General features: G+C 63.0%; 23 protein-coding genes. 13 read left to right on the top strand and 10 right to left on the bottom strand.

The genetic code is table 11. The features are described from left to right. Positions 1-5: 5 nt before the first annotated feature. Positions 6-4,253 carry a DEAD/DEAH box helicase gene (locus tag BOP96_RS05610; protein ID WP_073452019.1) on the bottom strand — a complete coding sequence of 1,416 codons (4,248 nt, stop codon included), beginning with the start codon at positions 4,251-4,253 and terminating at the stop codon, positions 6-8. 167 nt (positions 4,254-4,420) lie between these two features. Between BOP96_RS05610 and BOP96_RS05615 the strand changes: the two genes are divergently transcribed. Next, on the top strand, positions 4,421-5,305 hold the full coding sequence (locus tag BOP96_RS05615; RefSeq protein WP_072435451.1) for a sugar nucleotide-binding protein: 885 nt from the start codon (positions 4,421-4,423) through the stop codon (positions 5,303-5,305). A gap of 164 nt (positions 5,306-5,469) precedes the next feature. Here the strand turns inward: BOP96_RS05615 and BOP96_RS05620 are convergent, their stop codons facing one another. From BOP96_RS05620 to BOP96_RS05640, 5 genes are all read right to left on the bottom strand, one after another. Further along, the gene (locus tag BOP96_RS05620; RefSeq protein WP_014720136.1) at positions 5,470-6,168 is read right to left on the bottom strand and encodes an OmpW/AlkL family protein; all 699 of its coding nucleotides are present in this window, start codon (positions 6,166-6,168) and stop codon (positions 5,470-5,472) included. Between the two features lie 147 nt (positions 6,169-6,315). Then, positions 6,316-6,837: a DUF3299 domain-containing protein gene (locus tag BOP96_RS05625; RefSeq protein ID WP_019818863.1), complete on the bottom strand. Its 522-nt coding sequence runs from the start codon at positions 6,835-6,837 to the stop codon at positions 6,316-6,318. A gap of 11 nt (positions 6,838-6,848) precedes the next feature. Continuing rightward, on the bottom strand, positions 6,849-8,114 hold the full coding sequence (locus BOP96_RS05630; protein WP_014720134.1) for an ABC transporter permease: 1,266 nt from the start codon (positions 8,112-8,114) through the stop codon (positions 6,849-6,851). A 1-nt stretch (position 8,115) separates the two neighbouring features. Further along, on the bottom strand, positions 8,116-8,826 hold the full coding sequence (locus tag BOP96_RS05635) for an ABC transporter ATP-binding protein (RefSeq protein ID WP_014720133.1): 711 nt from the start codon (positions 8,824-8,826) through the stop codon (positions 8,116-8,118). A gap of 148 nt (positions 8,827-8,974) precedes the next feature. Beyond that, positions 8,975-9,574 (bottom strand): DUF2796 domain-containing protein, encoded by a 600-nt coding sequence (locus tag BOP96_RS05640; protein ID WP_060766676.1) that lies wholly within the window; start codon positions 9,572-9,574, stop codon positions 8,975-8,977. A 129-nt stretch (positions 9,575-9,703) separates the two neighbouring features. Between BOP96_RS05640 and BOP96_RS05645 the strand changes: the two genes are divergently transcribed. Continuing rightward, positions 9,704-10,045 (top strand): hypothetical protein, encoded by a 342-nt coding sequence (locus tag BOP96_RS05645; protein ID WP_003194591.1) that lies wholly within the window; start codon positions 9,704-9,706, stop codon positions 10,043-10,045. Here BOP96_RS05645 and trxA read toward each other — a convergent pair. From trxA to BOP96_RS05660, 3 genes are all read right to left on the bottom strand, one after another. Further along, positions 10,042-10,914 carry a thioredoxin gene (gene trxA, locus BOP96_RS05650; protein WP_019818859.1) on the bottom strand — a complete coding sequence of 291 codons (873 nt, stop codon included), beginning with the start codon at positions 10,912-10,914 and terminating at the stop codon, positions 10,042-10,044. The genes BOP96_RS05645 and trxA overlap by 4 nt on opposite strands. Before the next feature lie 125 nt (positions 10,915-11,039). Further along, a complete protein-coding gene (locus BOP96_RS05655) occupies positions 11,040-11,696 on the bottom strand; it encodes a class I SAM-dependent methyltransferase (RefSeq protein ID WP_014720130.1) in 657 nt (218 codons plus the stop codon). Further along, positions 11,693-12,148: a YbaY family lipoprotein gene (locus BOP96_RS05660; protein ID WP_003194586.1), complete on the bottom strand. Its 456-nt coding sequence runs from the start codon at positions 12,146-12,148 to the stop codon at positions 11,693-11,695. Before BOP96_RS05660 ends, BOP96_RS05655 begins: the two co-directional genes overlap by 4 nt. Positions 12,149-12,287: 139 nt before the next feature. Between BOP96_RS05660 and nrdR the strand changes: the two genes are divergently transcribed. From nrdR to BOP96_RS05715, 11 genes are all read left to right on the top strand, one after another. Further along, a complete protein-coding gene (gene nrdR, locus BOP96_RS05665) occupies positions 12,288-12,752 on the top strand; it encodes a transcriptional regulator NrdR (protein ID WP_019818855.1) in 465 nt (154 codons plus the stop codon). Further along, entirely contained in the window at positions 12,749-13,876 is a 1,128-nt protein-coding gene (ribD, locus tag BOP96_RS05670; RefSeq protein ID WP_019818853.1) for a bifunctional diaminohydroxyphosphoribosylaminopyrimidine deaminase/5-amino-6-(5-phosphoribosylamino)uracil reductase RibD, read from the top strand. Before nrdR ends, ribD begins: the two co-directional genes overlap by 4 nt. A 49-nt stretch (positions 13,877-13,925) precedes the next feature. Further along, positions 13,926-14,588, top strand: coding sequence for a riboflavin synthase (locus tag BOP96_RS05675; RefSeq protein WP_014720128.1), 663 nt, complete (start codon positions 13,926-13,928; stop codon positions 14,586-14,588). 15 nt (positions 14,589-14,603) lie between these two features. Continuing rightward, positions 14,604-15,695: a bifunctional 3,4-dihydroxy-2-butanone-4-phosphate synthase/GTP cyclohydrolase II gene (gene ribBA / locus BOP96_RS05680; protein ID WP_003194579.1), complete on the top strand. Its 1,092-nt coding sequence runs from the start codon at positions 14,604-14,606 to the stop codon at positions 15,693-15,695. A gap of 88 nt (positions 15,696-15,783) precedes the next feature. Then, positions 15,784-16,260 carry a 6,7-dimethyl-8-ribityllumazine synthase gene (gene ribH, locus BOP96_RS05685; protein WP_003194576.1) on the top strand — a complete coding sequence of 159 codons (477 nt, stop codon included), beginning with the start codon at positions 15,784-15,786 and terminating at the stop codon, positions 16,258-16,260. After that, complete coding sequence (gene nusB, locus BOP96_RS05690) at positions 16,257-16,757, top strand: transcription antitermination factor NusB (RefSeq protein ID WP_014720126.1); 501 nt, start codon at positions 16,257-16,259, stop codon at positions 16,755-16,757. The genes ribH and nusB overlap by 4 nt, the downstream gene beginning before the upstream one ends. Before the next feature lie 18 nt (positions 16,758-16,775). After that, positions 16,776-17,741 (top strand): thiamine-phosphate kinase, encoded by a 966-nt coding sequence (gene thiL / locus BOP96_RS05695; protein ID WP_073452021.1) that lies wholly within the window; start codon positions 16,776-16,778, stop codon positions 17,739-17,741. A 54-nt stretch (positions 17,742-17,795) separates the two neighbouring features. Continuing rightward, entirely contained in the window at positions 17,796-18,518 is a 723-nt protein-coding gene (locus BOP96_RS05700) for a substrate-binding periplasmic protein (RefSeq protein ID WP_019818851.1), read from the top strand. Between the two features lie 129 nt (positions 18,519-18,647). Continuing rightward, positions 18,648-19,265, top strand: a complete 618-nt coding sequence (gene ribA, locus BOP96_RS05705; protein WP_005791841.1) for a GTP cyclohydrolase II — start codon at positions 18,648-18,650, stop codon at positions 19,263-19,265. Beyond that, a complete protein-coding gene (locus BOP96_RS05710) occupies positions 19,262-19,681 on the top strand; it encodes a hypothetical protein (protein WP_014720123.1) in 420 nt (139 codons plus the stop codon). Before ribA ends, BOP96_RS05710 begins: the two co-directional genes overlap by 4 nt. Next, positions 19,678-20,463, top strand: a complete 786-nt coding sequence (locus BOP96_RS05715; RefSeq protein ID WP_014720122.1) for a cobalamin-binding protein — start codon at positions 19,678-19,680, stop codon at positions 20,461-20,463. The genes BOP96_RS05710 and BOP96_RS05715 overlap by 4 nt, the downstream gene beginning before the upstream one ends. A gap of 90 nt (positions 20,464-20,553) precedes the next feature. Here BOP96_RS05715 and BOP96_RS05720 read toward each other — a convergent pair whose 3' ends face one another. Then, positions 20,554-22,428, bottom strand: a complete 1,875-nt coding sequence (locus BOP96_RS05720; RefSeq protein ID WP_073452023.1) for a TonB-dependent receptor domain-containing protein — start codon at positions 22,426-22,428, stop codon at positions 20,554-20,556. Positions 22,429-22,478 lie beyond the last annotated feature (50 nt).

The raw sequence follows: 22,478 nt of genomic DNA on the forward strand, positions 1-22,478 counted from the left end.
CAAGGTCAGCGCCTGATCAACTTCTCCTGCACCGCCTGCTGATCCACCTCCAACAAAACCTGCTGCTTGCCCCCTACCATCACCGCCGCCGGCACCCCATCACGGTACACAACCCGGTTACCGCTTACCGCTGGCACCTTGGCTCCCGGCAACAGCGTGCCGACAAGATTCAACGGATCCGCCCCACACACCGCGATTAAACTCCCGTCATGGGGCCGTCGCCGCACCTCGCGCAGCAACGGTATCGCCTCCGGCAATGCAAACTGCTCTCCCGCCAACCCACTGACAAACCGCCCGCCACGGATCTCGCCTCGCGCCTCCAACCGATGGAAAGTGCGCAGCAACTCGCGCCAATTCGGTAACCAATCCGCCTCGCGCTCCAGCAGCCGCCAGAACACCACGCCATAGCGGCGCAGCAGGGTCATCGCCACATGCTCCAGGGTCTCGGCCGTATGCGCGCCGGCGGCGGTCGCCGAGCGGCGAACCAAGGCCCAACGCCCGGCGTCGTCCATACCGCCGACAAACGCCCCGCGCCCACGTCGACTGCTGCGCGCCTGGCGTTTGCTGGCGGGGGTGGTCAAGGCGCGCAGGCCGGCGAAGCTGTCAGCATTCACCAAGCCGGCGCCTACCAATTCCTGCAAGGCTGTCTCCAGCTCGCTGCGCAGCAAATGGGCCTCGTGTACCAGTTCATCGAAAAACAGCGCGCCATGTTCGCGCAGGGCCAGGTGGACCTTCTGCGTCTTGGGCGACAAGGTGGTGCTGTCGGCAGGCTCGGTCAGCCCGCTCCACAACGCTACCTGGCTACGGGGGAGCAAAACCACCGGGGTGCTGCGCAACGCCATGGCGCCGGCCTTGTTGCTCAGGCGCGTCCAGACCAGCTTGCCGCTGCGGCACAGGTCATCGAGCCAGGTCGATGAGTAATCCTTGATGCGGGCGCTGAGCAGGTCTGTGTCCCAGGCTGACGTGGCGGCGGCATAGCCTTCGAACTGGCCGACGATTTGCGGCAACACGGCGCTGCCCTGGCCGCGTGTGCTGTCGGACAGGTGCTGCCAATCGAACAGAAAGCGCATGAAATCCTGCAATGCCACCGGCTCGATTTCCCGGCGCAGGCGCTTGACCGTGTAGCGATGAATGCGCGCCAGCAAATGACGTTCGCACCATTGTTCTTCACCCACGCCGGGGCTGAAGTGACCGCGCAGCACGTAGCCTTCTTGTTCCAGGCGTGCCAGGGCCTGGGTAAGCGCCACCACCGGTAATGCCAGGGGCGCTGCGATCTCGACCAGGGTCAGTGGGCCAAAACCACTGAGGCGCGCACGTAGCACTTCCACCAGCGCTTCATCAAAGGACCAGGGCTCATCGAACCCCGGCAGCAACGGCAGATCGTTGGGATACAGCGCCTGCAAACAGTTCAAGCGCTCTACGGCGCTCCACATTCCGTTGGGCAACTGATAGGCCCGCCCGGCCTTGCGCAAGGCCTGCAACCATTGGGCCCATTGCGGCGTAACTTCGCCCGCTGCGATGCACGCCAGGCTCATCAACGCTTCATGCATTTCATCCAGGCCATTGGGCGCCGGCCAGGCTTCTTCGCGTACACCGGCGATGGCGTCGGCATCCAGGGCGCCCAAGTCGTCAGTGCTCTGCGGGTCGCTCCAGCGGCGGTTGAGCACGGCCTGGGTGCGGCGCTCTTCCAGGGGGGCGTCGTCGAGGAAGGTATAGGGTTTAGCGCTGAGGATTTCTGCGGCCATGGGCGAGGGCGCGGGCAGGTCGCGGCTAATCAACCGCACGTCGCCGCGTTCCATGCGCCGCAGCAGCGCCAGCCAGGCGTCGCTGTCCATGGCCTCGTGCAGGCAGTCGTCGAGGGTTTGCTCCACCAGCGGGTGGTGGGGGATTTCGCGTTCGCCGGCGAGGTTTTCCAGGCAGGCGAGTTGGTCGGGAAATACGCTGGCGATCAGGTCTTCGCTCTTCATACGCTGGATCTGCGGCGCCACCTTGCGCCCGCCGGTATAACGCGGCAGCGCCAGGGCCACGCCGGCATTCCAGCGCCAGCGCACACCGAACAGTGGCGCATCCAGCACGGCCTGGATCAAAATGTGCTCGGCACTGTTGCTGTTGAGGTAACGCCACACCTCATCCAGCGCGAAGCTGTGGCTGGTGGACAACGACAGCACGATGGCATTTTCACTGGCCGCCGCTTGCAGCTCGAAATTGAAGGTACGGCAAAAGCGCTTGCGCAAGGCCAGGCCCCAGGCGCGGTTGATGCGGCTGCCAAACGGCGTGTGGATGATCAGTTGGGTGCCGCCGGACGCATCGAAAAACCGTTCCATGATCAATGTGTCCTGGGACGGCAAGGCGCTCAGGGCCTGGCGCGACCGGGCGAGGTAATCCAACAGTTGGTCGGCGCTGGCGACATTGAGACCCAGGGTGCCGGTAAGCCAGTCGAGGGCCGGTTGCAGGTCGCCGGGCGTGGCGCCGAGCAAGCTGTCCAATTGCCCTTGCAAGCGGGCCACGGCCACCGATAACTCGTTGCTGCGCCCGGGGGCTTCACCCAACCAGAACGGAATGGTCGGGGGTTGGCCCTGGGCATCTTCGACCCGCACCTTGCCGGCTTCGACCCGTAGGATGCGATAGGAGGTATTGCCGAGCTGGAAGATATCCCCGGCGATGCTTTCCACCGCAAAGTCTTCGTTGACGCTGCCGATATTCAGGCTTTGCGGCTCCAGCAACACGCTGTAGTCGGCATTGTCGGGGATCGTGCCGCCGCTGGTTACCGCCGTGAGCCTGGCGCCACGGCGGCCGCGCAGGGTGTGGGCCACGGCGTCGCGGTGCAGGTAGGCGCTGCGCATGCCCTGGCGGCCGTTGTAGCCCTCGCTGAGCATCTGCAAAAGGGCCTGGTAGTGGCGTTCATCCAGTTCGGCATAAGGCGCGGCGCGGTGGATAAGCGCCAGCAGCGCCTGTTCCGGCCATTCCTGGGCGCTGACCTCGGCGATGATCTGCTGGGCGAGTACATCGAGCGGTGCCACCGGAATATGCAAGGTATCCAGCTCGCCACGGCGCACGCAGTCGAGCAGCGCGGCGCACTCGATCAGGTCGTCGCGGGTGGTGGCAAACAGGCGCCCCTTGGGCGTGCCGCCGACCTGGTGCCCGGAACGGCCGACCCGTTGCAGGAAGCCGTTGATGGAACCGGGTGAGCCAATCTGGCACACCAGGTCCACTTCGCCGATATCAATCCCCAGCTCCAGGGACGCCGTGGCGATCAACACTTGCAGTTCGCCGGCCTTGAGGCGCTGTTCGGCCTCCAGGCGCATCTCCTTGGCCAGACTGCCGTGGTGAGCGGCCACGGCGGTCTTGCCCAGGCGCTCGCTCAAGTGCCGGGCCAGGCGTTCGGCCAGGCGCCGGGTGTTGACGAATACCAGGGTGGTGCGGTGTTCACGGGCCAATTGCGCGAGGCGATCGTAGACCAACTCCCACACGTCGTTGGCCATCACCGCCGAGAGCGGCACCGGCGGCACTTCGATCGCCAGGTCACGGGGGCGGGCGTGGCCGATATCCACAATGGCGCAATCACGTTCGGTGCCGACTAAAAAGCGCGCGACGGCTTCGATGGGTTTTTGCGTGGCCGACAAGCCGATACGGGTCAATGGCTCGGCACACAGCCCTTGCAGGCGCTCCAGGCTCAAGGCCAAGTGGCTGCCGCGCTTGCCAGCGGCGATGGCGTGGATCTCATCGACGATCACCGTACGTGTGCTGGCGAGCATGTGCCGGCCGGAATCCGAGCCGAGCAGCACGTAGAGCGATTCAGGAGTGGTTACCAGGATATGCGGTGCGCGTTTGCGCATCTGGGCGCGGTCTTTTTGCGGGGTGTCGCCGGTGCGCACAGCGGTGCGGATTACCAGCGGCGGCAGCCCCCGCTTCTCTAGATGTTCGGTAATGCCGGCCAGCGGGTTTTGCAGGTTGATCTGGATATCGTTGGATAGCGCCTTGAGCGGCGACACATACACCACCAGGGTTTGGTCCGGCAGTTCGCCGCCGTTGGCCAGGCCTTGGTGCACCAGGTCGTCCAGCACTGCCAGGAAGGCCGTCAGCGTCTTGCCGGAGCCGGTGGGCGCGGCGATCAGCGTCGAGCGGCGCTGGCGGATCAACGGCCACGCCTGGGCCTGGGCGTTGGTCACCGAAGGAAAGGTACTACGGAACCAAGTGCTGACGGCGGGGTGAAAGCCGTGCAAACCCTTGTCCGTTGATTCGGGAAGGTTCATTCACCCTATATGCAACCGGCGGGGCCAAGTTGCAACCCCCGCACTTTATCCGTGACGGTTGCGCTACAAACCCGCAAAATGCAACGATTCTGGCAACTACCTACGGCAAGGCGCACATGCCTGTCGTTAATAACCATCGTTCCAAACAGACCGGGCCTGCTCAATCTATGCGAATGCGCCTTATGTTACTGGGCGGCGGGAATGCCCTCGGGCAGGCGCTGATTCGCCTCGGTGCGGAGGAAGACATCGGTTTCCTCGCCCCCAAACCGCCCCAAGACGGCTGGGATGCCGCAAGCCTCACCCAATTGCTCGACGACACCCGTCCCGATGCGTTGATCAACCTCGCCTACTATTTCGACTGGTTCCAGGCCGAAGCCGTAAGCGAAACCCGCCTGGCCGGCCAGGAATTCGCCATCGAGCGCCTGGCCGAACTGTGCCAGCACCACAGCATCACCCTGCTGCAACCGTCCAGCTATCGTGTGTTCGATGGCTCCCGCGCCACGGCCTACAGCGAGAAAGACGAGCCGGTGCCCCTGGGCCTGCGCGGCCAGGCGTTGTGGCGTATCGAACAAAGCGTGCGCGCTACGTGCCCGCAGCATGTGCTGCTGCGGTTTGGCTGGCTGCTCGATGACAGCGTCGACGGCACCCTCGGGCGTTTCCTGGCCCGGGCCGAGAAACCCGATGAGTTACTGATGGCGGACGACCGGCGCGGCAATCCGACGCCGGTGGACGATGCGGCGCGGGTGATCATCTCGGTGCTCAAGCAACTCGATTGCGCCGCGCCGCTGTGGGGCACTTACCATTACGCCGGCCACGAGGCGACTACCCCGCTGGCGCTGGGGCAGGCGATTCTGACTGAAGCGCGCAACTTCCATCCGTTGGCCATCGAGTCCCCCACCGCCCAGGCCCACGCGGCGCGGCCGGACGCGGCAGAAGAACCGCAGCACGCGGTGTTGGCCTGCAAGAAAATCCTGCATACCTTCGGCATCAAGCCCAGGGCATGGCGGGCAGGCTTGCCGGCGCTTCTGGATCGCTTCTACCGCCATAGCTGACACCCCAAAACCAAAAGTGGGAGGGGACTTATGTGGGAGCTGGCTTGCCTGCGATAGCATCACCTGGGTATCACTGATACACCGTGGTGTCTGCATCGCGGGCAAGCCCGGCTCCCACATAAGCCCCCTCCCACTTGGGTTATGCGGTGTGGCGTAAACGGGACTTAGAACTTGTAGCCGATACCCACCATGTAAACCATCGGGTCTACATCCACATTGACCTTGGCCCGAGTGCCCTGGCCCAGCGCGTTGTTATCCACAGTCGCCTTGGTGCTGATGTCGATGTAGCGCGCCTGGGCGTTGATCATCCACTTGTCGTTGATCATGTAGTCGGCGCCGATCTGTGCAGCCCAACCCCAGGAGTTCTCGGCCTTGAAGTTGCTGAAGCCGGCCTGTTCGGCGCGGCTGCCCACGTGCTCGTCGTAGATCCAGGTGTAGTTGATACCGGCGCCCACATACGGCTGGAACGCGGACTTGTGGTCCAGCGGGTAGTACACGACGCTCAAGGTCGGCGGCAGGTGTTTCAGCGTGCCGAGCTTGCCGTTGGCGGCGCCGAGGGCGGTGTTCTTGATCTTCACGTCATGCTCGAACGGCGTGGCCGCAAGCAATTCGATGCCGACGTGGTCGGTGATCATGTAGGCGAAGTTCAAGCCCAATTGGGTGTCGCTGCTCATGGTCGCCTTGCCGCCCAGGTTGGTACCGGCCAATGGGCCCTGGTCAACCTTGACGCTGCTGCTGTCGGCCTTCGGGTTCACGGTAATTGCACCGGCGCGAACCAGAATATCGCCCGCCTGGTGAGCGTGGGCGACGGGGGCGACGAGGGCGAGCGCGAAGAGGGACGCGCCGAGCAGAGACTTGTTCATGGGAGCTCCAAAGGACGTTTAAAAGTTGTACGTCCAATGGTAAAGATCGTTCCGTTCGGTCTTTTGACTCAGCTCAATGAAAGGGTGATCAGTCACTTTCGGCACTGATCAAAACCTGTGGGAGCTTCAGTGTGTTGCTGGTGGGGGTTATTCCTCCAGCTCGTACATATAAATCTTCTGGGCATCCATCTGGTAACCGGCATCGGCCAATTCGCTGGACGATGGCTTGACCTGCATCGCGCCTTCGATCCAGTACGGTTGATACAGCTCATCGAGCTTCACCCCCACCTCGCTTTTCACATGCACGATCTGGTTCGACGGCGGTGGCGGCACATGGATACAGGCGCCGAAATACGGCACCAGCAGAAACTCCGTGGTGCGGCCTTCTTCGCTGACTTCCAGCGGCACGATATACCCCGGCAAGCGAATGTGCTGGCCGTCCAGGCTCTGCACCACCGGCGCGTTGGGCAGGTCCTGCTTGGCTGCGGGCGCGGCCTCGACGGACAAGGCATTGGCCATGTTCGACAGGTCGTGCAGCGGCTTCATATTGGGCACTTCCGGCGGCGCATCCGGCGGGATCATCTCCTGCCAGGACAAATCCTTGGGCTGTTCATCCGCCCACACCGGAACGGCCGTCAGCAGCAACAGGGCAAACAGGGCACGACGCATCGAAGCCTTCCTCATAAACGGATGGACAGGCCATCGGCCAAAGATTGTCGATAGGCGCGCCACGCGGGCACGCTGCCCATCAACAGGGCGGCTGCCAGGATACCGGCGAGCAACGTCCATTCATATTCGCTCGGCCACGACATCGGCAGGTCCAGGCCGTAGTTGGCCTGCAAATAACCCCGTGATGCGGCTATGCACAGGTACAGCAACCCCAGGCCCGCCAACACGCCAGACAAGGCCAGGGCGAAGGCTTCGAAGATCAGCAGCGTTGCGATGTGCCAAGGCCGCGCACCCACCGACCGCAGGATCGCCATCTCGCGGCGACGCTCGTTAAGGCTGGTGAGGATCGCCGTGAGCATGCCGATCAAACCGGTCAGCACCACAAACAGCGAAATCACGAACAAGGCTTTTTCGGCGGTGCCCATCATGCTCCACAGCTCTTGCAACGCCACGCCTGGCAGGATCGCCAGCATTGGCTCGCCACGGAATTCATTGATCTCTCTTTGCAAGGCAAAGGTGGAAATCTTGTTGTTCAGGCCGAGCATGAACGCGGTAATGGCTTGCGGCGTCAGGTCCATATTGCGGGCCTGGTCGGCACTGATGCGGCCTTTGCCCTGGGCCGGCACGCCGTTGTGCCAGTCGATATGAATCGCTTCCATGCCGCCGAGGCTGATATGCAGCGTGCGGTCCACCGGCGTGCCGGTACGCTTGAGAATGCCCACCACCGTAAACGGCTTGTCGTCATGCTTGACCAGGCTGACCACCGCCACGCCGTGGGCCAGCACCAGCTTGTCACCGAGCTTGTAATGCAGGGCGTCGGCCACTTCGGCGCCGAGCACCACTTCGAATGGGTCGGTGGCGAAGGCGCGGCCGCTGGCCAGCGCGAGGTTTTGCTTTCGCCCGTACTGGTAGTGCTCGAAATAGGATTCGTTGGTGCCCATCACCCGGTAGCCGCGATGGGAGTCGCCGAGGGAAATGGGAATTGCCCATTTCACTTGAGGGCTGGCGGCGAAGTGCTCGTAGCTGTCCCAACGGATGTTGTTGGTAGCGTTGCCGATGCGGAACACCGAGTACAGCAGCAGGTTGACCGAGCCGGAGCGGGCACCGACGATCAGGTCGGTACCGCTGATGGTGCTGGCGAAACTGTTGCGCGCCTCGACGCGCACACGCTCCACCGCGAGCAGCAAGCAGACGGAAAGCGCGATGGCAAACGCGGTGAGGATCGCGGTGAAGCGGCGGTTAGCCAGGCTGGCCATGGCTAGACGGAACAGATACATCTCAAACCTCTGCGGGCATGGCGGCGCGATTGAGTTCGGCCAGCGACAGGTTGCGGTCGAACAGCGGCGCCAGGCTCTGGTCATGGCTGACAAACAACAGGCTGGCGCCCGCTTCGCGGCATTCTGCGAACAGCAACTGCAGGAAGGCTTCGCGGGCGTCGTAGTCCAGGGCCGAGGTGGGTTCGTCGGCAATCACCAGTTCTGGCTGGCCGATCAGCGCTCGGGCAGCGGCCACCCGTTGTTGCTGGCCAATGGACAGCGAATCGGCGCGGCGTTCCAGCAGGCTCGGGTCCTTCAAACCCAGGTGCGCTAGCAAGGCCGCGGCGGCCTGGTCGACACTGCCGTGGCGCTGTTTGGCCCGTTGCGCGCGCAGCTTGGAAAAGTGGCAAGGCAGCTCGACGTTTTCGCGTACTGACAGAAACGGCAGCAAGTTGAACTGCTGGAAGATATAACCGGTGTGGTCCACACGGAAACGGTCACGAGCGCCGGCCGAGAGTTCGGTCAACTCCTGGCCGAGCAGGCGGATGCTGCCTTGGCTGGGTTTCTGCACGCCTCCCAACAGCCCGAGCAAAGTGGTCTTGCCACTGCCGCTCGGGCCCTTGAGGAACAGGGTTTCGCCGGGTTCCAGGCGGAACGCGGGGATGTCCAGCAACCGCGGGTGCCCGGGCCAGTTGAAGCCCAGGTCGGACAGTTCGATTAACGCTTGAGTCATGGGAATTCAGTGTCGCCTGGTAGTCGAAAATGGCGCCGATCCACTGTGGGAGCTGGCTTGCCTGCGATGGCATCGCTACGGTGTGCCTGCTGCACCGCATCGCCTGTATCGCAGGCAAGCCAGCTCCCACAGGGACTGTGCTTTCAAGTCAGAACTTCAGGGTGGCGGCGGTGGCCGTCGCGTCAACACCTTGCTGACCGCTCGGGCCGATCAGTTGTACCTGAATTTTCTGGGTGGCGGGGAAGGTCTTGAACACTTGGCTCAAGTCCAGGTTGCCCAGGCCCGTCGGCGTGGCGCAGGTGAACTGGTAATGGGCGTGGATTTCACTGTGGTCGTGATCATGCTTGTGGGCGGCGGCGCCTTTGCCGTCGGTGGCGTGGTCATCGTCGTCATGCCCGGCTTCTGGTTTGTCACCGAACAACGGGCTGTTGAGTTCCTGGCTGCTGACCACGCAACCTGCGGCCTTGGGCAGGTTGAACAGTGCCGATGGATTTTCCAGTTGCTTGCGCACGGCGGCGACCTTGGCTTTGTCGGCGGCGCTGGTCGCTACATGTTCGAAACCCACCAGGTTCATGGCCGGGCTGTCCAGTTCCAGCTCCAGGGCCTGGCCGTCCAGTACGGCATTCAGGCGCCCGACGCCATGTTCATGGGCGCCGAGGCTGCCGTGCTCGTGGTCATGGTCTTCATGGGCATGAGCGACAGCCAGTGGCAGCAGGGCAAACGGCAAAGCAAGCAGCAAACGGCGCATGAGAGGGCTCCAGGATGAAAGTTTTGTTATGTGATCTTATAACAATTGATCCGAGAGTTTGACCGCCCGCTTGGTGTTGCGCAAGCTGCATGGGAGCATGCCCGTCAGAAAAATGCAGGAGTAAGGACGATGTTGCGAATTCGTGGAACCATCGGCGACCTGCCGGTGGACTTGACCCTGGAGCTGGACGACGGCGATTGGGCGCGATTGGGTGCCCAACTGCAGGCCACGCCAACGCCCAGCGCGCCCACTGCGGCTCCGGTCAAACAGAACGAGGACCTGTGGCAGAACGCCCAGGATTTGCTGCGCAAGGCCGGACAACTCAATGGTCTGGAATTGCTCGATCAACTCGAAGGCTTGGCTGGCGATGCCGGGGCGGGCAAGCGCCTGCTGGTGCGCCTGCGCCACAGCGCCAAGGTGAAGGTGAGCAGCGGCGGGGATACGCCGCTGTACAGTTGGATCGGTGATTAATACAACGCGGCAAACAACTTGCGGCGGTACACCGTGACCAGCGGGTGATCATTGCCCAGCAATTCGAACACTTGCAGCAAGGTCTTGTGGGGCAGGCCTTCGCTGTAGCTGCGATTGCGGATAAACAACTTGAGCAAACCTTCCAGCGCCGCGTCGTATTGCTGGCGCGCCAGTTGCTGGATCGCCAACTGATAGGCCGCTTCGTCATCCTGCGGGTTTTGCGCCAGGCGGCTTTTCAGCTCGGCAGCGTCCGGCAAATCCGCCGCCTGACGCAGGAAGGTGATTTGCGCCTTGGCCCCGGCCAGGGCGGCCTTATGGTCGTCGCTCTTGACTGCGTCGAGCACGGCCTGGGCTTCACCCAGCTCACCGCGCTCGGCCAGGCAGCGTGCATAGAGGATCAGGGCGGCGGCGTTGGTATTGTCCTCGCCCAACAATTGCACCAGCAACGCTTCGGCCTCGCTGATGCGTCCTTCGCTGAACAGCGCCTGAGCCTGCTCCAACGGGTCCGCCGCAGCCGGCGGTGGCATTTGCACATGGGGCTCCAGCATCGCCCGCACGGCCGACTCCGGCTGTGCACCGGCAAAGCCGTCCACCGGTTGGCCATCCTTGAACAGCACCACCGTCGGCAGGCTTTGAATGCCAAAACGCGCCACGATGTCCTGTTCGGCTTCGCAGTCGATCTTGGCCAGCAGCAACTCACCCTGATAACTCTCGGCAATCTTCGCCAGCATTGGCATCAGTGCTTTGCAGGGTGCGCACCACTCGGCCCAGAAATCGACCAATACGGGCTTTTCGAAGGAGTTCTGGATAACGGCCTGATCGAAGTTGGCGGTGGTGACGTCGAAGATGTACGGCGTGGGCTCACTCATGGGGCGTCTCGAATAAAGCGGGAATGGGGGCAACTATAAGGGCTGGCGAGGTTGGCTGAAAGCATCGTGGTAGCTCCCACCTTGAAATGCATTCCCCTGTGGGAGCCGGCTTGCCCGCGATGGCCTCAAGCACGCCGCGAATGGTACAGGCTCACTTTGCGAAACTCCCACGGCTCGGCCAGGTCTGGCAGGGTCAAGGCCTCGAGGATCTCCAGCCGCTGGTAATCCGGATGCTGGAAATCCCGTACCCGCGAATCCGCCACCAGCGCTTCGCGGCCACGGGTGAGGAACTGATCCAGCAACGGCAGGTTGGCGCGGTCATAGAGCACGTCGGCCACCAGAATCAGGTCGAAGCGGTCGGCTTCGGCAAAAAAGTCTGCCGAATAACTCAGCGCCACCTGGTTGAGTTCGGCATTCGCACGGCAAGCGGCCAAGGCCAGTGGGTCCAGGTCGCAGGCCACCACCTCCAGGGCGCCAGCCTTGACGGCGGCGATCCCGGCTACGCCCGAACCTGCGCCGAAATCCAGCACGCGTTTGCCGGCGACCCACTCAGGATGCGCTGCCAGGTAACGCGCCAACGCCAGGCCGCTGGCCCAGCAAAAGCTCCAGTAGGGCGGCTCATGCAGGATACGCCGGGTTTCTTCCTGGCTGAAGGCACGGTCCATGTTGTCGGCGTCCAGCAACCACAACGACAACGCGGTACCCGGCAACGGGCAGGGCACCAATTGCGCATCGCCAATCAACGCGCTCAAGGCGTGTTGCAGGCCCAGCGGTGGCGTCATGGCGCCTTGACGAGTTGCAGGGGGCCGGTGCTCTGGGTGATCGCCTGGGTGACGCGCACGGCAGGCAGATGCAGGATCAGCTGGCCGGACTGGCTGGCGCGGCCGCGCAATTCCACGCGGGCACCGGCCGGGAAGGCTTCAGGGTTGAAGCGCAGGCGGAAGGCCAAGGGCTTGCCGTTGCCGCTCAGTACGCTGCTGGCGAGCAGTTGCTGCGGGCGCGAACGGTCGTCGATCACCAAGAGCGCCATCTCGACTTCGGCACCGGCGGGCACGTTGGTCAGGCTGCCGCTGATTTCGCGCTGATAGGCGGGCAGGGGGCCGAGGTCTTCAATGCCCGGGACTTTTTTCTCTTGCGCCGGTGTTGGTTGAGGCGCGGCCGGCTTGGGGGCTTCGCTGCTGCAGGCGACCAGAAAACTGAACAGGCTGAGTAGAACGAGTGGTCGTAACTGCATGTACGGCTCCAGAAAGGACAAAATCCGTGGCTTAAAAATATGAAACATATAAGCCTGCCTATATACCGTAAAGGCTATGGCTTGTCTTGCCACAGGGATGCGCTACCATGGCCCTCCCATTTTTTGTTGCCTGCCAACCATGCACTGTCCCTTCTGCGGTGCCAACGACACCAAGGTCATCGACTCGCGTCTGGTCGCCGAGGGCGACCAAGTGCGTCGCCGGCGCGAATGCCTGGCCTGTGGTGAACGTTTCACCACCTTCGAAACCGCCGAACTGGTGTTGCCGCGTCTGATCAAGTCCGACGGCAGCCGCCAGCCTTTCGACGAAGAAAAACTGCGCGCCGGTATGCAGCGCGCCCTGGAAAAGCGCCCGGTGAGTGTCGAGCGCCTGGAAGCGGCGCTGGTGCATATCAAGCACAAGCTGCGGGCGACCGGCGAGCGCGAGGTCAAGAGCCTGGTGGTCGGTGAGCTGGTGATGGGCGAGCTGCAAAAACTCGACGAAGTCGCCTATATCCGTTTCGCTTCGGTGTATCGACGCTTCCAGGACCTCAATGAATTCCGCGAAGAGATCGACCGCCTGGCCCGTGAGCCCTCCAAACAATGACATCTGAACAGGCTGTGCTCGACGCCCACTACATGGCCCGTGCCCTCGAATTGGCGCGCAAGGGCCTGTACACCACCCACCCCAACCCGCGGGTTGGCTGCGTGATCGTGCGTGACGGGCAGATTGTCGGCGAAGGCTGGCATGAGCGCACCGGCGAGCCCCATGCCGAGCCCAATGCCCTGCGCGCCGCTGGCGACAAGGCCCGTGGCGCGACGGTGTACGTGACCCTTGAACCGTGCAGCCATCATGGCCGTACGCCGCCCTGTGCCGATGCGCTGGTGACCGCCGGCGTCGCGCGGGTGGTGGCCGGCATGCAGGACCCGAACCCCGAAGTGGCTGGCCGAGGCATGCAACGCCTGGCCCAAGCCGGTATCGAGGTGCGTAGCGGTGTGCTGGAAACCGAAGCGCGGGCGCTTAACCCCGGCTTCCTCAAGCGCATGGAGCACGGTCTGCCGTTTGTGCGGGTCAAGCTGGCGATGAGCCTGGACGGCCGCACGGCGATGGCCAGCGGCGAAAGCCAATGGATCACCGGCCCCGCCGCCCGTGCTGCGGTGCAACGCTTGCGTGCCGAGGCCAGTGTGGTGTTGACCGGTGCCGACACGGTACTGGCCGACGGTGCCCGCTTGACCGTACGCGCCGCCGAACTGGGCCTGGACGACGCAACCACCGCCCTGGCCATGTCGCGCCCGCCGTTGCGCGTGCTGATCGATGGCCGCCTGCGGGTGCCGCTCAACGCACCGTTCTTCAAGGCCGGCCCGGCATTGGTCATCACCTGCGTGACTCCGGAAAACCAGTTCCCCCGCGGCCCTGAGTGCCTTGTGGTTCCAGGTGTGGAGGGCCAGGTTGACCTGCGCTCGGCATTGGTCGCCCTGGCTGCCCGTGGCGTCAACGATGTGTTGGTGGAAGCCGGCCCAAGCCTGGCCGGCGCGTTTGCCCAACAAGGCCTGGTGGATGAATACGTGATATTCATCGCCGGCAAGTTCCTCGGCTCCGCTGCCCGCCCGTTGCTGGACTGGCCGCTTGATAAGTTGGCCGATGCTCCCCAACTCAAGATCACCGAAATGCGCGCTGTGGGCGACGACTGGCGAGTCACTGCCATCCCCGTCCCAGCAGTGAGCGTATAATTCCCGGCCTGCGCTTGAGCGTCAGCCCCCTCGTTTTCAGGAGAACGAAATGTTCACCGGCATTATCGAATCCATCGGCAGCATCCGTGCAATGACCCCCAAAGGCGGGGATGTCCGCCTGCTGGTTGAAACCGGCAAGCTGGACCTCGGCGACGTCAAGCTGGGCGACAGCATCGCCGTCAGCGGCGTGTGCCTGACCGTCATCGAGCTGCCGGGCAACGGCTTTGCTGCCGATGTCAGCCGGGAAACCCTGGACTGCACCGCGATGAACGATCTTGCGGCCGGCAGCCCGGTCAACCTGGAAAAAGCCCTGACGCCCACCACGCGCCTGGGCGGTCACCTGGTCAGCGGCCACGTCGACGGCGTCGGCGAAGTGGTGGCCCGCAGCGAAAACGCCCGCGCGGTGGAATTCCGCATCCGCGCGCCCAAAGAGCTGGCCAAGTACATCGCCCACAAAGGCTCGATCACCGTCGACGGCACCAGCCTGACCGTGAACGCCGTGAATGGCGCCGAATTTGAACTGACCATCATTCCCCACACCCTCAGCGAAACCATCATGGCCTCGTACCAGCCGGGTCGCCGGGTGAACCTGGAAGTGGACTTGCTTGCCCGTTACCTGGAGCGCCTGTTGCTGGGCGAAAAGGCCGCAGAGCCTGCATCAGGCAACATCACCGAAAGTTTTCTGGCCGCTAACGGCTACCTGAAATCCTGACCAAGGGGGTGCCGCGTGGCGCTCAATAGCATCGAAGAACTGGTTGAAGACATCCGCCAAGGCAAGATGGTCATCCTCATGGATGACGAAGATCGCGAGAACGAAGGCGATATCATCATGGCCGCCGAAGCGTGCAAGCCCGAGCACATCAACTTCATGGCCAAGCACGCCCGTGGGCTGATCTGCATGCCCATGAGCCGCGAACGCTGCGAATTGCTCAAGCTGCCGTTGATGGCGCCGCGCAATGGCTCGGGTTTCGGCACCAAGTTCACCGTATCCATTGAAGCCACCACGGGCGTCACCACCGGCATTTCCGCCGCTGACCGCGCCCGCACCGTGCAAGCCGCCGCCGCGAAAGACGCCAAGGCCGAAGATATCGTGAGCCCCGGCCACATCTTCCCGCTGATGGCCCAACCGGGCGGTACCCTGGCCCGTGCCGGCCACACCGAAGCCGCCTGCGACCTGGCGCGCATGGCCGGTTTCGAGCCAAGCGGGGTGATCTGCGAAGTGATGAACGACGATGGCACCATGGCCCGTCGTACTGAACTCGAAGCCTTTGCCGCCGAGCACAACCTCAAGATCGGCACGATCGCCGACCTGATTCACTACCGCATGATCCACGAACGTACCGTTCAGCGGATTGCCGAGCAGCCCCTGGACAGCGAACTGGGCCAATTCAATTTGGTGACCTACCGTGATTCAGTGGAAGGCGACGTGCACATGGCCCTGACCCTGGGCAACATTTGCGCCGAAGAGCCGACCCTGGTACGCGTACATAACATGGACCCACTGCGTGACCTGTTGATGGTCAAGCAGCCCGGTCGCTGGAGCCTGCGCGCCGCCATGGCTGCGGTTTCCGAGGCTGGCAGCGGTGTGGTGCTGTTGCTCGGCCACCCGCTGGACGGTGATGTATTGCTGGCGCATATCCGCGAAACCGCTGACGCCGTGCCGGTGAAAAAACCGACCACCTACAGCATCGTCGGTGCCGGTTCGCAGATCCTGCGCGACCTGGGTGTGCGCAAAATGCGCCTGATGAGCGCACCGATGAAATTTAATGCGATATCCGGATTCGACCTGGAAGTTGTAGAATACGTGCCCTCCGAATAAAGGCCGGCGATTTTTGCCCCTTGTTCGCGGTTAAATCATCACTGAGGGACGCACTTTTCGCGTCCCGGCTCTTTAAGAGATTTGTCGAATGACCCTGAAGACCATCGAAGGTACCTTCATCGCCCCCAAAGGCCGCTATGCCCTGGTGGTTGGCCGCTTCAACAGCTTCGTGGTTGAGAGCCTGGTAAGCGGTGCGGTTGACGCCCTGGTTCGCCACGGTGTGAGCGAGAGCGATATCACCCTTATCCGCGCGCCTGGCGCCTTCGAAATTCCACTGGTTGCGCAAAAAGTTGCTCAGCAGGGTGAATACGCGGCGATCATCGCCCTGGGCGCGGTCATTCGTGGCGGCACCCCGCACTTCGAATACGTGGCCGGCGAATGCACCAAGGGCCTGGCCCAGGTGTCCATGGAATTCGGCGTGCCAGTCGCTTTCGGCGTACTGACCGTTGATTCCATCGAGCAAGCCATCGAGCGTTCCGGCACCAAAGCCGGTAACAAAGGCGCTGAAGCTGCCTTGTCCGCCCTGGAAATGGTCAGCCTGCTGTCGCAGTTGGAGGCCAAGTGATTTCCGACGAAAGCGATCAGTTCAACCCTCAGGACCCGCGTCCTGCCGATGCCGGCAAACCGTCCAAGAGCGAGAAGCGCCGCAAGGCGCGTCAACTCGCGACCCAGGCGCTGTACCAGCGTCACCTGGCGGGCGCTTCGCTGAACGAAATCGAGGCACAGTTTCGCGTCGATAACGATTTCACCTTCGCCGACCAGAGCTACTTCCACGACATCCTGCACGGCGTGCACGCCAACCTGACCGAGATCGACACAGCCCTGGCGCCATGCCTGGACCTGACCATCGAAGAGCTCGACCCGGTTGAGCTGTGCGTGATGCGCCTGTCTACCTGGGAGTTGCTCAAGCGCGTTGACGTGCCGTACCGCGTCGTGATCAACGAAGGCATCGAGCTGGCGAAAGTCTACGGTTCGACCGACGGCCACAAGTTCGTCAACGGCGTGCTCGACAAGCTGGCCCCGCGCCTGCGTGAAGCCGAAGTGAAGGAACACAAGCGCTAATCTGCGCTTGATTCCTCAATGGGTGAGTTTGAGCTGATCCGCACATACTTCGCCGCCGCGCCCTGTGCGCAAGGTGGCGAAGGCATTGCCCTGGGGATCGGCGACGACTGCGCCTTGCTGGCGCTTCCCGCCGGGGAGCAACTGGCAGTCTCCACCGATACGCTGGTGGCTGGCGTGCATTTTGCCGACCCCTGTGACCCGTTCCTGCTCGGCCAGCGCTCGCTGGCCGTGGCGGTGAGCGACCTGGCCGCCATGGGCGCCCACCCCCTCGCCTTTACCCTTGCCCTGACCACGCCGAGCGTCGAAGCCGATTGGCTGCAACGCTATGCCCAAGGTTTGAATGCCATGGCGCAAAACTGCGGCGTGGGCCTGGTGGGCGGCGATACCACCCGTGGGCCGCTGAGCCTGACCCTGACCGTGTTCGGCCGCGTGCCGGCTGGCCAGGCCTTGACGCGCAGCGGTGCACAGCCGGGCGACCTGCTGTGTGTCGGCGGCGAGTTAGGCAATGCCGCTGGCGCGTTGCCGCTGGTATTGGGGCAACGCACGGCTGACGCAGCAATCGCCGAGCCGCTGCTGGCGCATTACTGGTCGCCGCAACCGCAGTTGGCCCTGGGGCTTGCGCTGCGGGGCAAGGCGACAGCGGCGATGGATATCTCCGATGGGCTGTTGGCCGACTGTGGGCATATCGCCAAGGCGTCAGCGGTGCGCCTGGTGGTTGAGCGCCACCGGTTGCCGTTGTCCGAGGCCTTGCTGGCGTTTGTTGGTGAAGACCAGGCTCACGTGGCGGCGTTGAGTGGGGGCGACGACTATGTGCTGGCGTTCACCTTGTCACCGTCCGAGTTAGCGCCGTTGCAGGCGGATGGCTGGCCGGTGCATGTGGTCGGCCGGGTCGAAGCGGGGCAGGGCGTAACGCTGCTCGACGTCCACGGCCAGGACATCACCCCGGCTGTGCGCGGCTACCAGCATTTTCGCCAGGCGCCCTAAGCCGGCGGTCTGCGCTACCCTTTATACGATTATCCCGAGTAAGAGGCCGTGACTATGGCTGCATGCCGCTGGCTGCTGATCGTGCTGTGTACCTTCGCTTCCCTGGCCCAGGCGGACACTCCCATGCCCGGCAAAATCGTGCTGGCCAGTGAGGAGTGGAACGACTACACCAACAAAGATGGCAGCGGCCTGGCCTGGGACCTGTTGCGCCAAGTCTTTGAACCGGCTGGCATCACCGTGCACATCCGCAGCGTACCCTATACCCGCTCGGTCGGCCTGGCCCAGCGTGGTGAGGTGGATGGTTGTGTCGGCACCTATCGCGATGAGGCCAGCGGTGTGTTGTACCCCCGCAGGAACTTCGACGCCGATCATGTCTACGCCCTCGGGTTGGCCACTGCGCCGACACCGACCCTGGCGACTTTGGGCAACTATCGCCTGGCCTGGGTGCGCGGCTATAAATACGAGGAATACCTGCCCACCGTGCGCCGCTTCAACCAGATCGAGCGGCGCAGCGGCATTCTGCCGATGCTACAACACGGCCGTGCCGATTTTTATATCGACGCCCTCACCGAAGCCAAATACGTGCTCAGCCAGGCGCAAGACCCGGCGCTGTTCAAACTCACCCATATTGCTGAACTGCCGCTCTACGTAGGCTTTGCCGACACCGCGCGCGGCAGGGCATTGATGGCCATGTATGACCAGCGTTTGGGCATCCTGGTCCAGACCGGTGAGCTGAAAGCGATTTTCGAACGCTGGAAACAGCCGTATCCGTTCTGACGCCCATAGAACTGACTCAAAGGCCAATCGAACCTATTGATCTTTATCAGCGATAATTCAGCTTAAGCGTCTGTAGGAACGTGCTGTTACAATGCCCGCCTCTGTGAAATCTGAAATCAGGAGCACACGGTGCCCGTCGTTTTCGTCGCCGCTTCCAAGCTGCCTACCCCTTTTGCCACGTTCACCATGAACGGCTTTCTTGAAGAAGCCACCGGGCGCGAGCACGTTGTGCTCAGCCTCGGCGACATCACGGATGGCGCGCCGGTGCTGGGGCGTGTGCATTCCGAGTGCCTGACCGGCGATGCGCTGTTCAGCCAGCGCTGTGACTGCGGCTCGCAACTGGAGGCTGCACTGCAAGCCATCGCTCGTGAAGGCCGTGGCGTGTTGCTGTACTTGCGTCAGGAAGGCCGCGGCATTGGCCTGTTGAACAAGATCCGCGCCTACGAACTGCAAGACGGCGGCGCCGACACCGTCGAGGCCAACGAGCGCCTGGGCTTTGCTGCCGACCAGCGCGACTACGCCATCTGCCTGCCGATGCTCGAGCACCTGGGGGTCAAATCCCTGCGCCTGATGACCAACAACCCCCGCAAGGTCAAAGCCTTGACCGAGATGGGCATCACCGTGGCCGAGCGCGTGCCGCTGCACACCGGGCACAACCCGCACAACAAGCTCTACCTGGCCACCAAAGCCAGCAAGCTCGATCACATGATGGGCAACGAGCACCAGGGCGAGGTCGACCGCGCGTGACCCGTGGCCAGGTGAAACGGCGACTGTCCTTCAACTGGTGGCAGTACCTGGCCCTGGCATTGCTGCCGTTGTTCGTGATCAACCTGCTGTTTGGCCGGGCTGAATCCTTGTTGCCCGTCTTGGCCATGCCATTCTTCATCGCCGGCGTGGCCTCGATGTTTCTCAGCCTGCGTTATTTTCACGCCTACAAACACGCGCTGATCGCCACCTCCAAAGCCCTTGATACTGCTCAAGAGCCGGCAGCCTGGATCACCCTGGCGGCGCGTCGGCGCACGGCGTTGCTGGTTGCAGCGTTACCGGCCTGGATTGGCGCGCTGGCGGTGTTCGTCGGCCTGGAGGCAGTGCCGCTGTTTCTGTTGGCGCTGTCGACGCTGGTGTTGTTCTATCTCTATCGCATACCGCGTCAGTTGGGATGAAGCGCTATTGGCTGGCGCTGCTGCTGGTATTCAGTGCCCAGGGCTGGCCGGTCGAGCGGGTTGTCAGCCTGGCGCCGTCACTGTCTGAAATCGTCCTTGAACTGGGCGCCGAGGACTTGCTGGTCGGCGTGCTTGATGGTGGTGACCGCCCGGCGGCGTTGGCGAAGGTGCCCTCGGTCGGGCACTACGGCCAGTTGGACATGGAGCGCCTGCTCAGCCTCAAGCCCGACCTGATCCTGCTCTGGCCTGGCAGCGTCGGCCCGGCCCAGCGCGAGCAGCTCCAACGATTGAATATCCCGGTGTACGTCGCCGAACCCCACAGCCTTGAACAACTGACCGCGCAGGTGCAGGCCATTGCCGAGCAATTGGGCCGCGCCGAGGCCGGGCACCAGCGCGCGGCACAATTGCGCCAGCGCTTGGCCGAGTTGCGCCAGCGCTACCAGCGGGCCGAGCCGCTGCGAGTGTTCTACCAAGTGTGGAACCAGCCGCTGTACACCGTGGGCGGTGGGCAGATCATCAGCGATGCCCTCAGCGTGTGCGGGGCGCGCAATGTGTTCGATGACCTGAAGTTGCCGGCGCCGCAGGTGAATATCGAATCGGTGCTGGCGCGAGACCCCGAGGTGATCCTGGTGGGGGATCAGGCTCAGAGGGAGGCCTGGACGGCATGGCCGGCGATGGCTGCTCGGGTGCGGTTAGTGCCGGACAAGGGCCTGGAACGGCCCAGCGGGCAGATGTTGGAGGCGGTGGGGCGGTTGTGCCAGGTGATTGCGCCGAACCTGTGACAACGCTATCGCAGGCAAGCCAGCTCCCACAGGGGAATGCATTTCAATTGTGGGAGCTGGCTTGCCTGCGATGACGCCGGTTCAGATTACTTAAAGCTCGGGTGTCCACGTCACCCCGAACATCCACACCCGACCTTCTTCACGATAATTCTGGTTTTCCCCGAGGTAGCTGTACTTCGCCCGTGCATAAGACTTGTCCAGCGCGTTATCCACCTTCAGCGACAACGACACCTCCCGGTTCAACGCCCAACTACTGCGCAGCCCCAACAAGGCATAACCGCCCAGACGGTTGCGGTTGGCTTCATCGTCGTAGCTGCTGCTGATCGCTTGCCAGCTGGCGCCGAGACCGAGTTGATCAAATTGCCGGTCCAGATCCAGGTTCACCGTTCGCCGTGCGCGACGTGCCAGGGTGTGGCCGCTGTCACGGTCACGCGGGTCGATAAGCGACAGGCCCAGGTTGCCCTGCCAGCCAAACAGTTCTTGCTTGAGCGCCGCTTCAAAGCCGTTGATCCGCGCCGACGCCACGTTTTGCGGCTTGCCGGCGTCAAGGATGATCGCGTCGCTCAGGTCGGTGCGATACAGCGAGGCTTCCAGGCGTGTGCTGTCGGTCAGTTGGCTGCGCCATTGCAGCTCGTAGCTCTTTGATGTCTCGGGCTGCAGGTTGGGGTTGCTGTACTGCGTGTCGGGGTAATAGAGGTCGTTGAAGGTTGGCGCACGAAAGCCTTCGCTGTAGCTCAAGAGCAAGTCATTATCGGGGTTGACCGGCAAGGTCAGGGTGCCGCTCCAACTGTTCTGGCCGCCGAACTGCTGGTTCTGGTCACGGCGCAGGCCCAGCTCGGTGGAAAACCATTGGCTTTGGAAGCGGTGCTGCACGAAGGCCGCCCGGTTCCAGCGGCTGTTCTCGGTAAAGGTGGTGGAACCGTGGAAACGGTCTTCATACCAGTCGCCACCGACGATCAGGCTGTTTTGCTCATCCAGGATCAGGTCGTTCTGCCAATTGACCGAGTCGCGGTAGGTGTTGAATGCGCTGTAATCATCGCTGAGGGTATCGCGCTTGGTGTCGCGGTTTTCACTGTGGCCCAGCTCCAGGCGCGACTGCCAGCTGTCATTGAGCTTGGCATCGACATAGCCGCTGGCGCTGCTCACGGTGTAGTCGGTGTAGGGTTTCTGGCCGAGGCTCTGCCCGGTGGCGCCGTCGTAGCGGCCATAACTGTTGTCGTACTGCGACTTGCCACGGTTATCCAGCAGATTGAAGCCCACCTCCAGCTCATCACTGAACGAGTGGCTGAGGTTCAGGCTGATGGACTGGTTGCGGTAGGCATCATGGTCGCCGTCACTGGGGAACGACGCGTGGCTCGCGTTGATGCCGGCGGTTTCATCCAGGCTCGCGCCCAGGTTGAACCGCGTGTGTTCATCGCCGCCCGACAGGCCCAAGCTGCGCTCCCAGGTCTGGTTGCTGCCAAAGCCAAGTTTCAGGCGCGGCTGCAAGCCTTGCTCGGCATTGCGCCGGGTGAACACCTGAATCACCCCACCAATCGCATCGCTGCCGTAAATGACCGAACGTGAACCGCGCAGCACTTCTACCCGTTCAATCTGATCGACGTTGAGGTATTGCAAGCCGCTGTCGCCGGAGGTGGTGTTGGCGATGCGTTGGCCGTCCACCAGCACCAGGCTCTGCGCCGACTTGGTGCCGCGAATGAAAATCCCCGGCAAACTGCCACGCCCACCGGTCGGCGCAACTTGCACGCCCGGCACGCGGCTGAGCAGGTCGGTGACGCTGGTGGGTTGCAGGCGGTCGATGTCGGCGCGGGTGAAGACGGTGTTGGCGGCGCTGCTGTCATTACGCGCCTGGACTTGGCGGTTGGCGCTGATGACCACGTCGGAGAGCTTCAGGGCCTGGTCGCGGGTGTCGGCGAGCAGGTCGGCGCAGGGAAGCAGTAGCAGGGCAAGGCACAGGCGTTTCATGGGCTGTCCATAGCATTCGAAGGTCATGCAAAACCACTGTGGGAGCTGGC

The organism is Pseudomonas sp. FSL W5-0203, from assembly GCF_001896155.1.
Taxonomy (GTDB): Bacteria; Pseudomonadota; Gammaproteobacteria; order Pseudomonadales; family Pseudomonadaceae; genus Aquipseudomonas; species Aquipseudomonas paracarnis.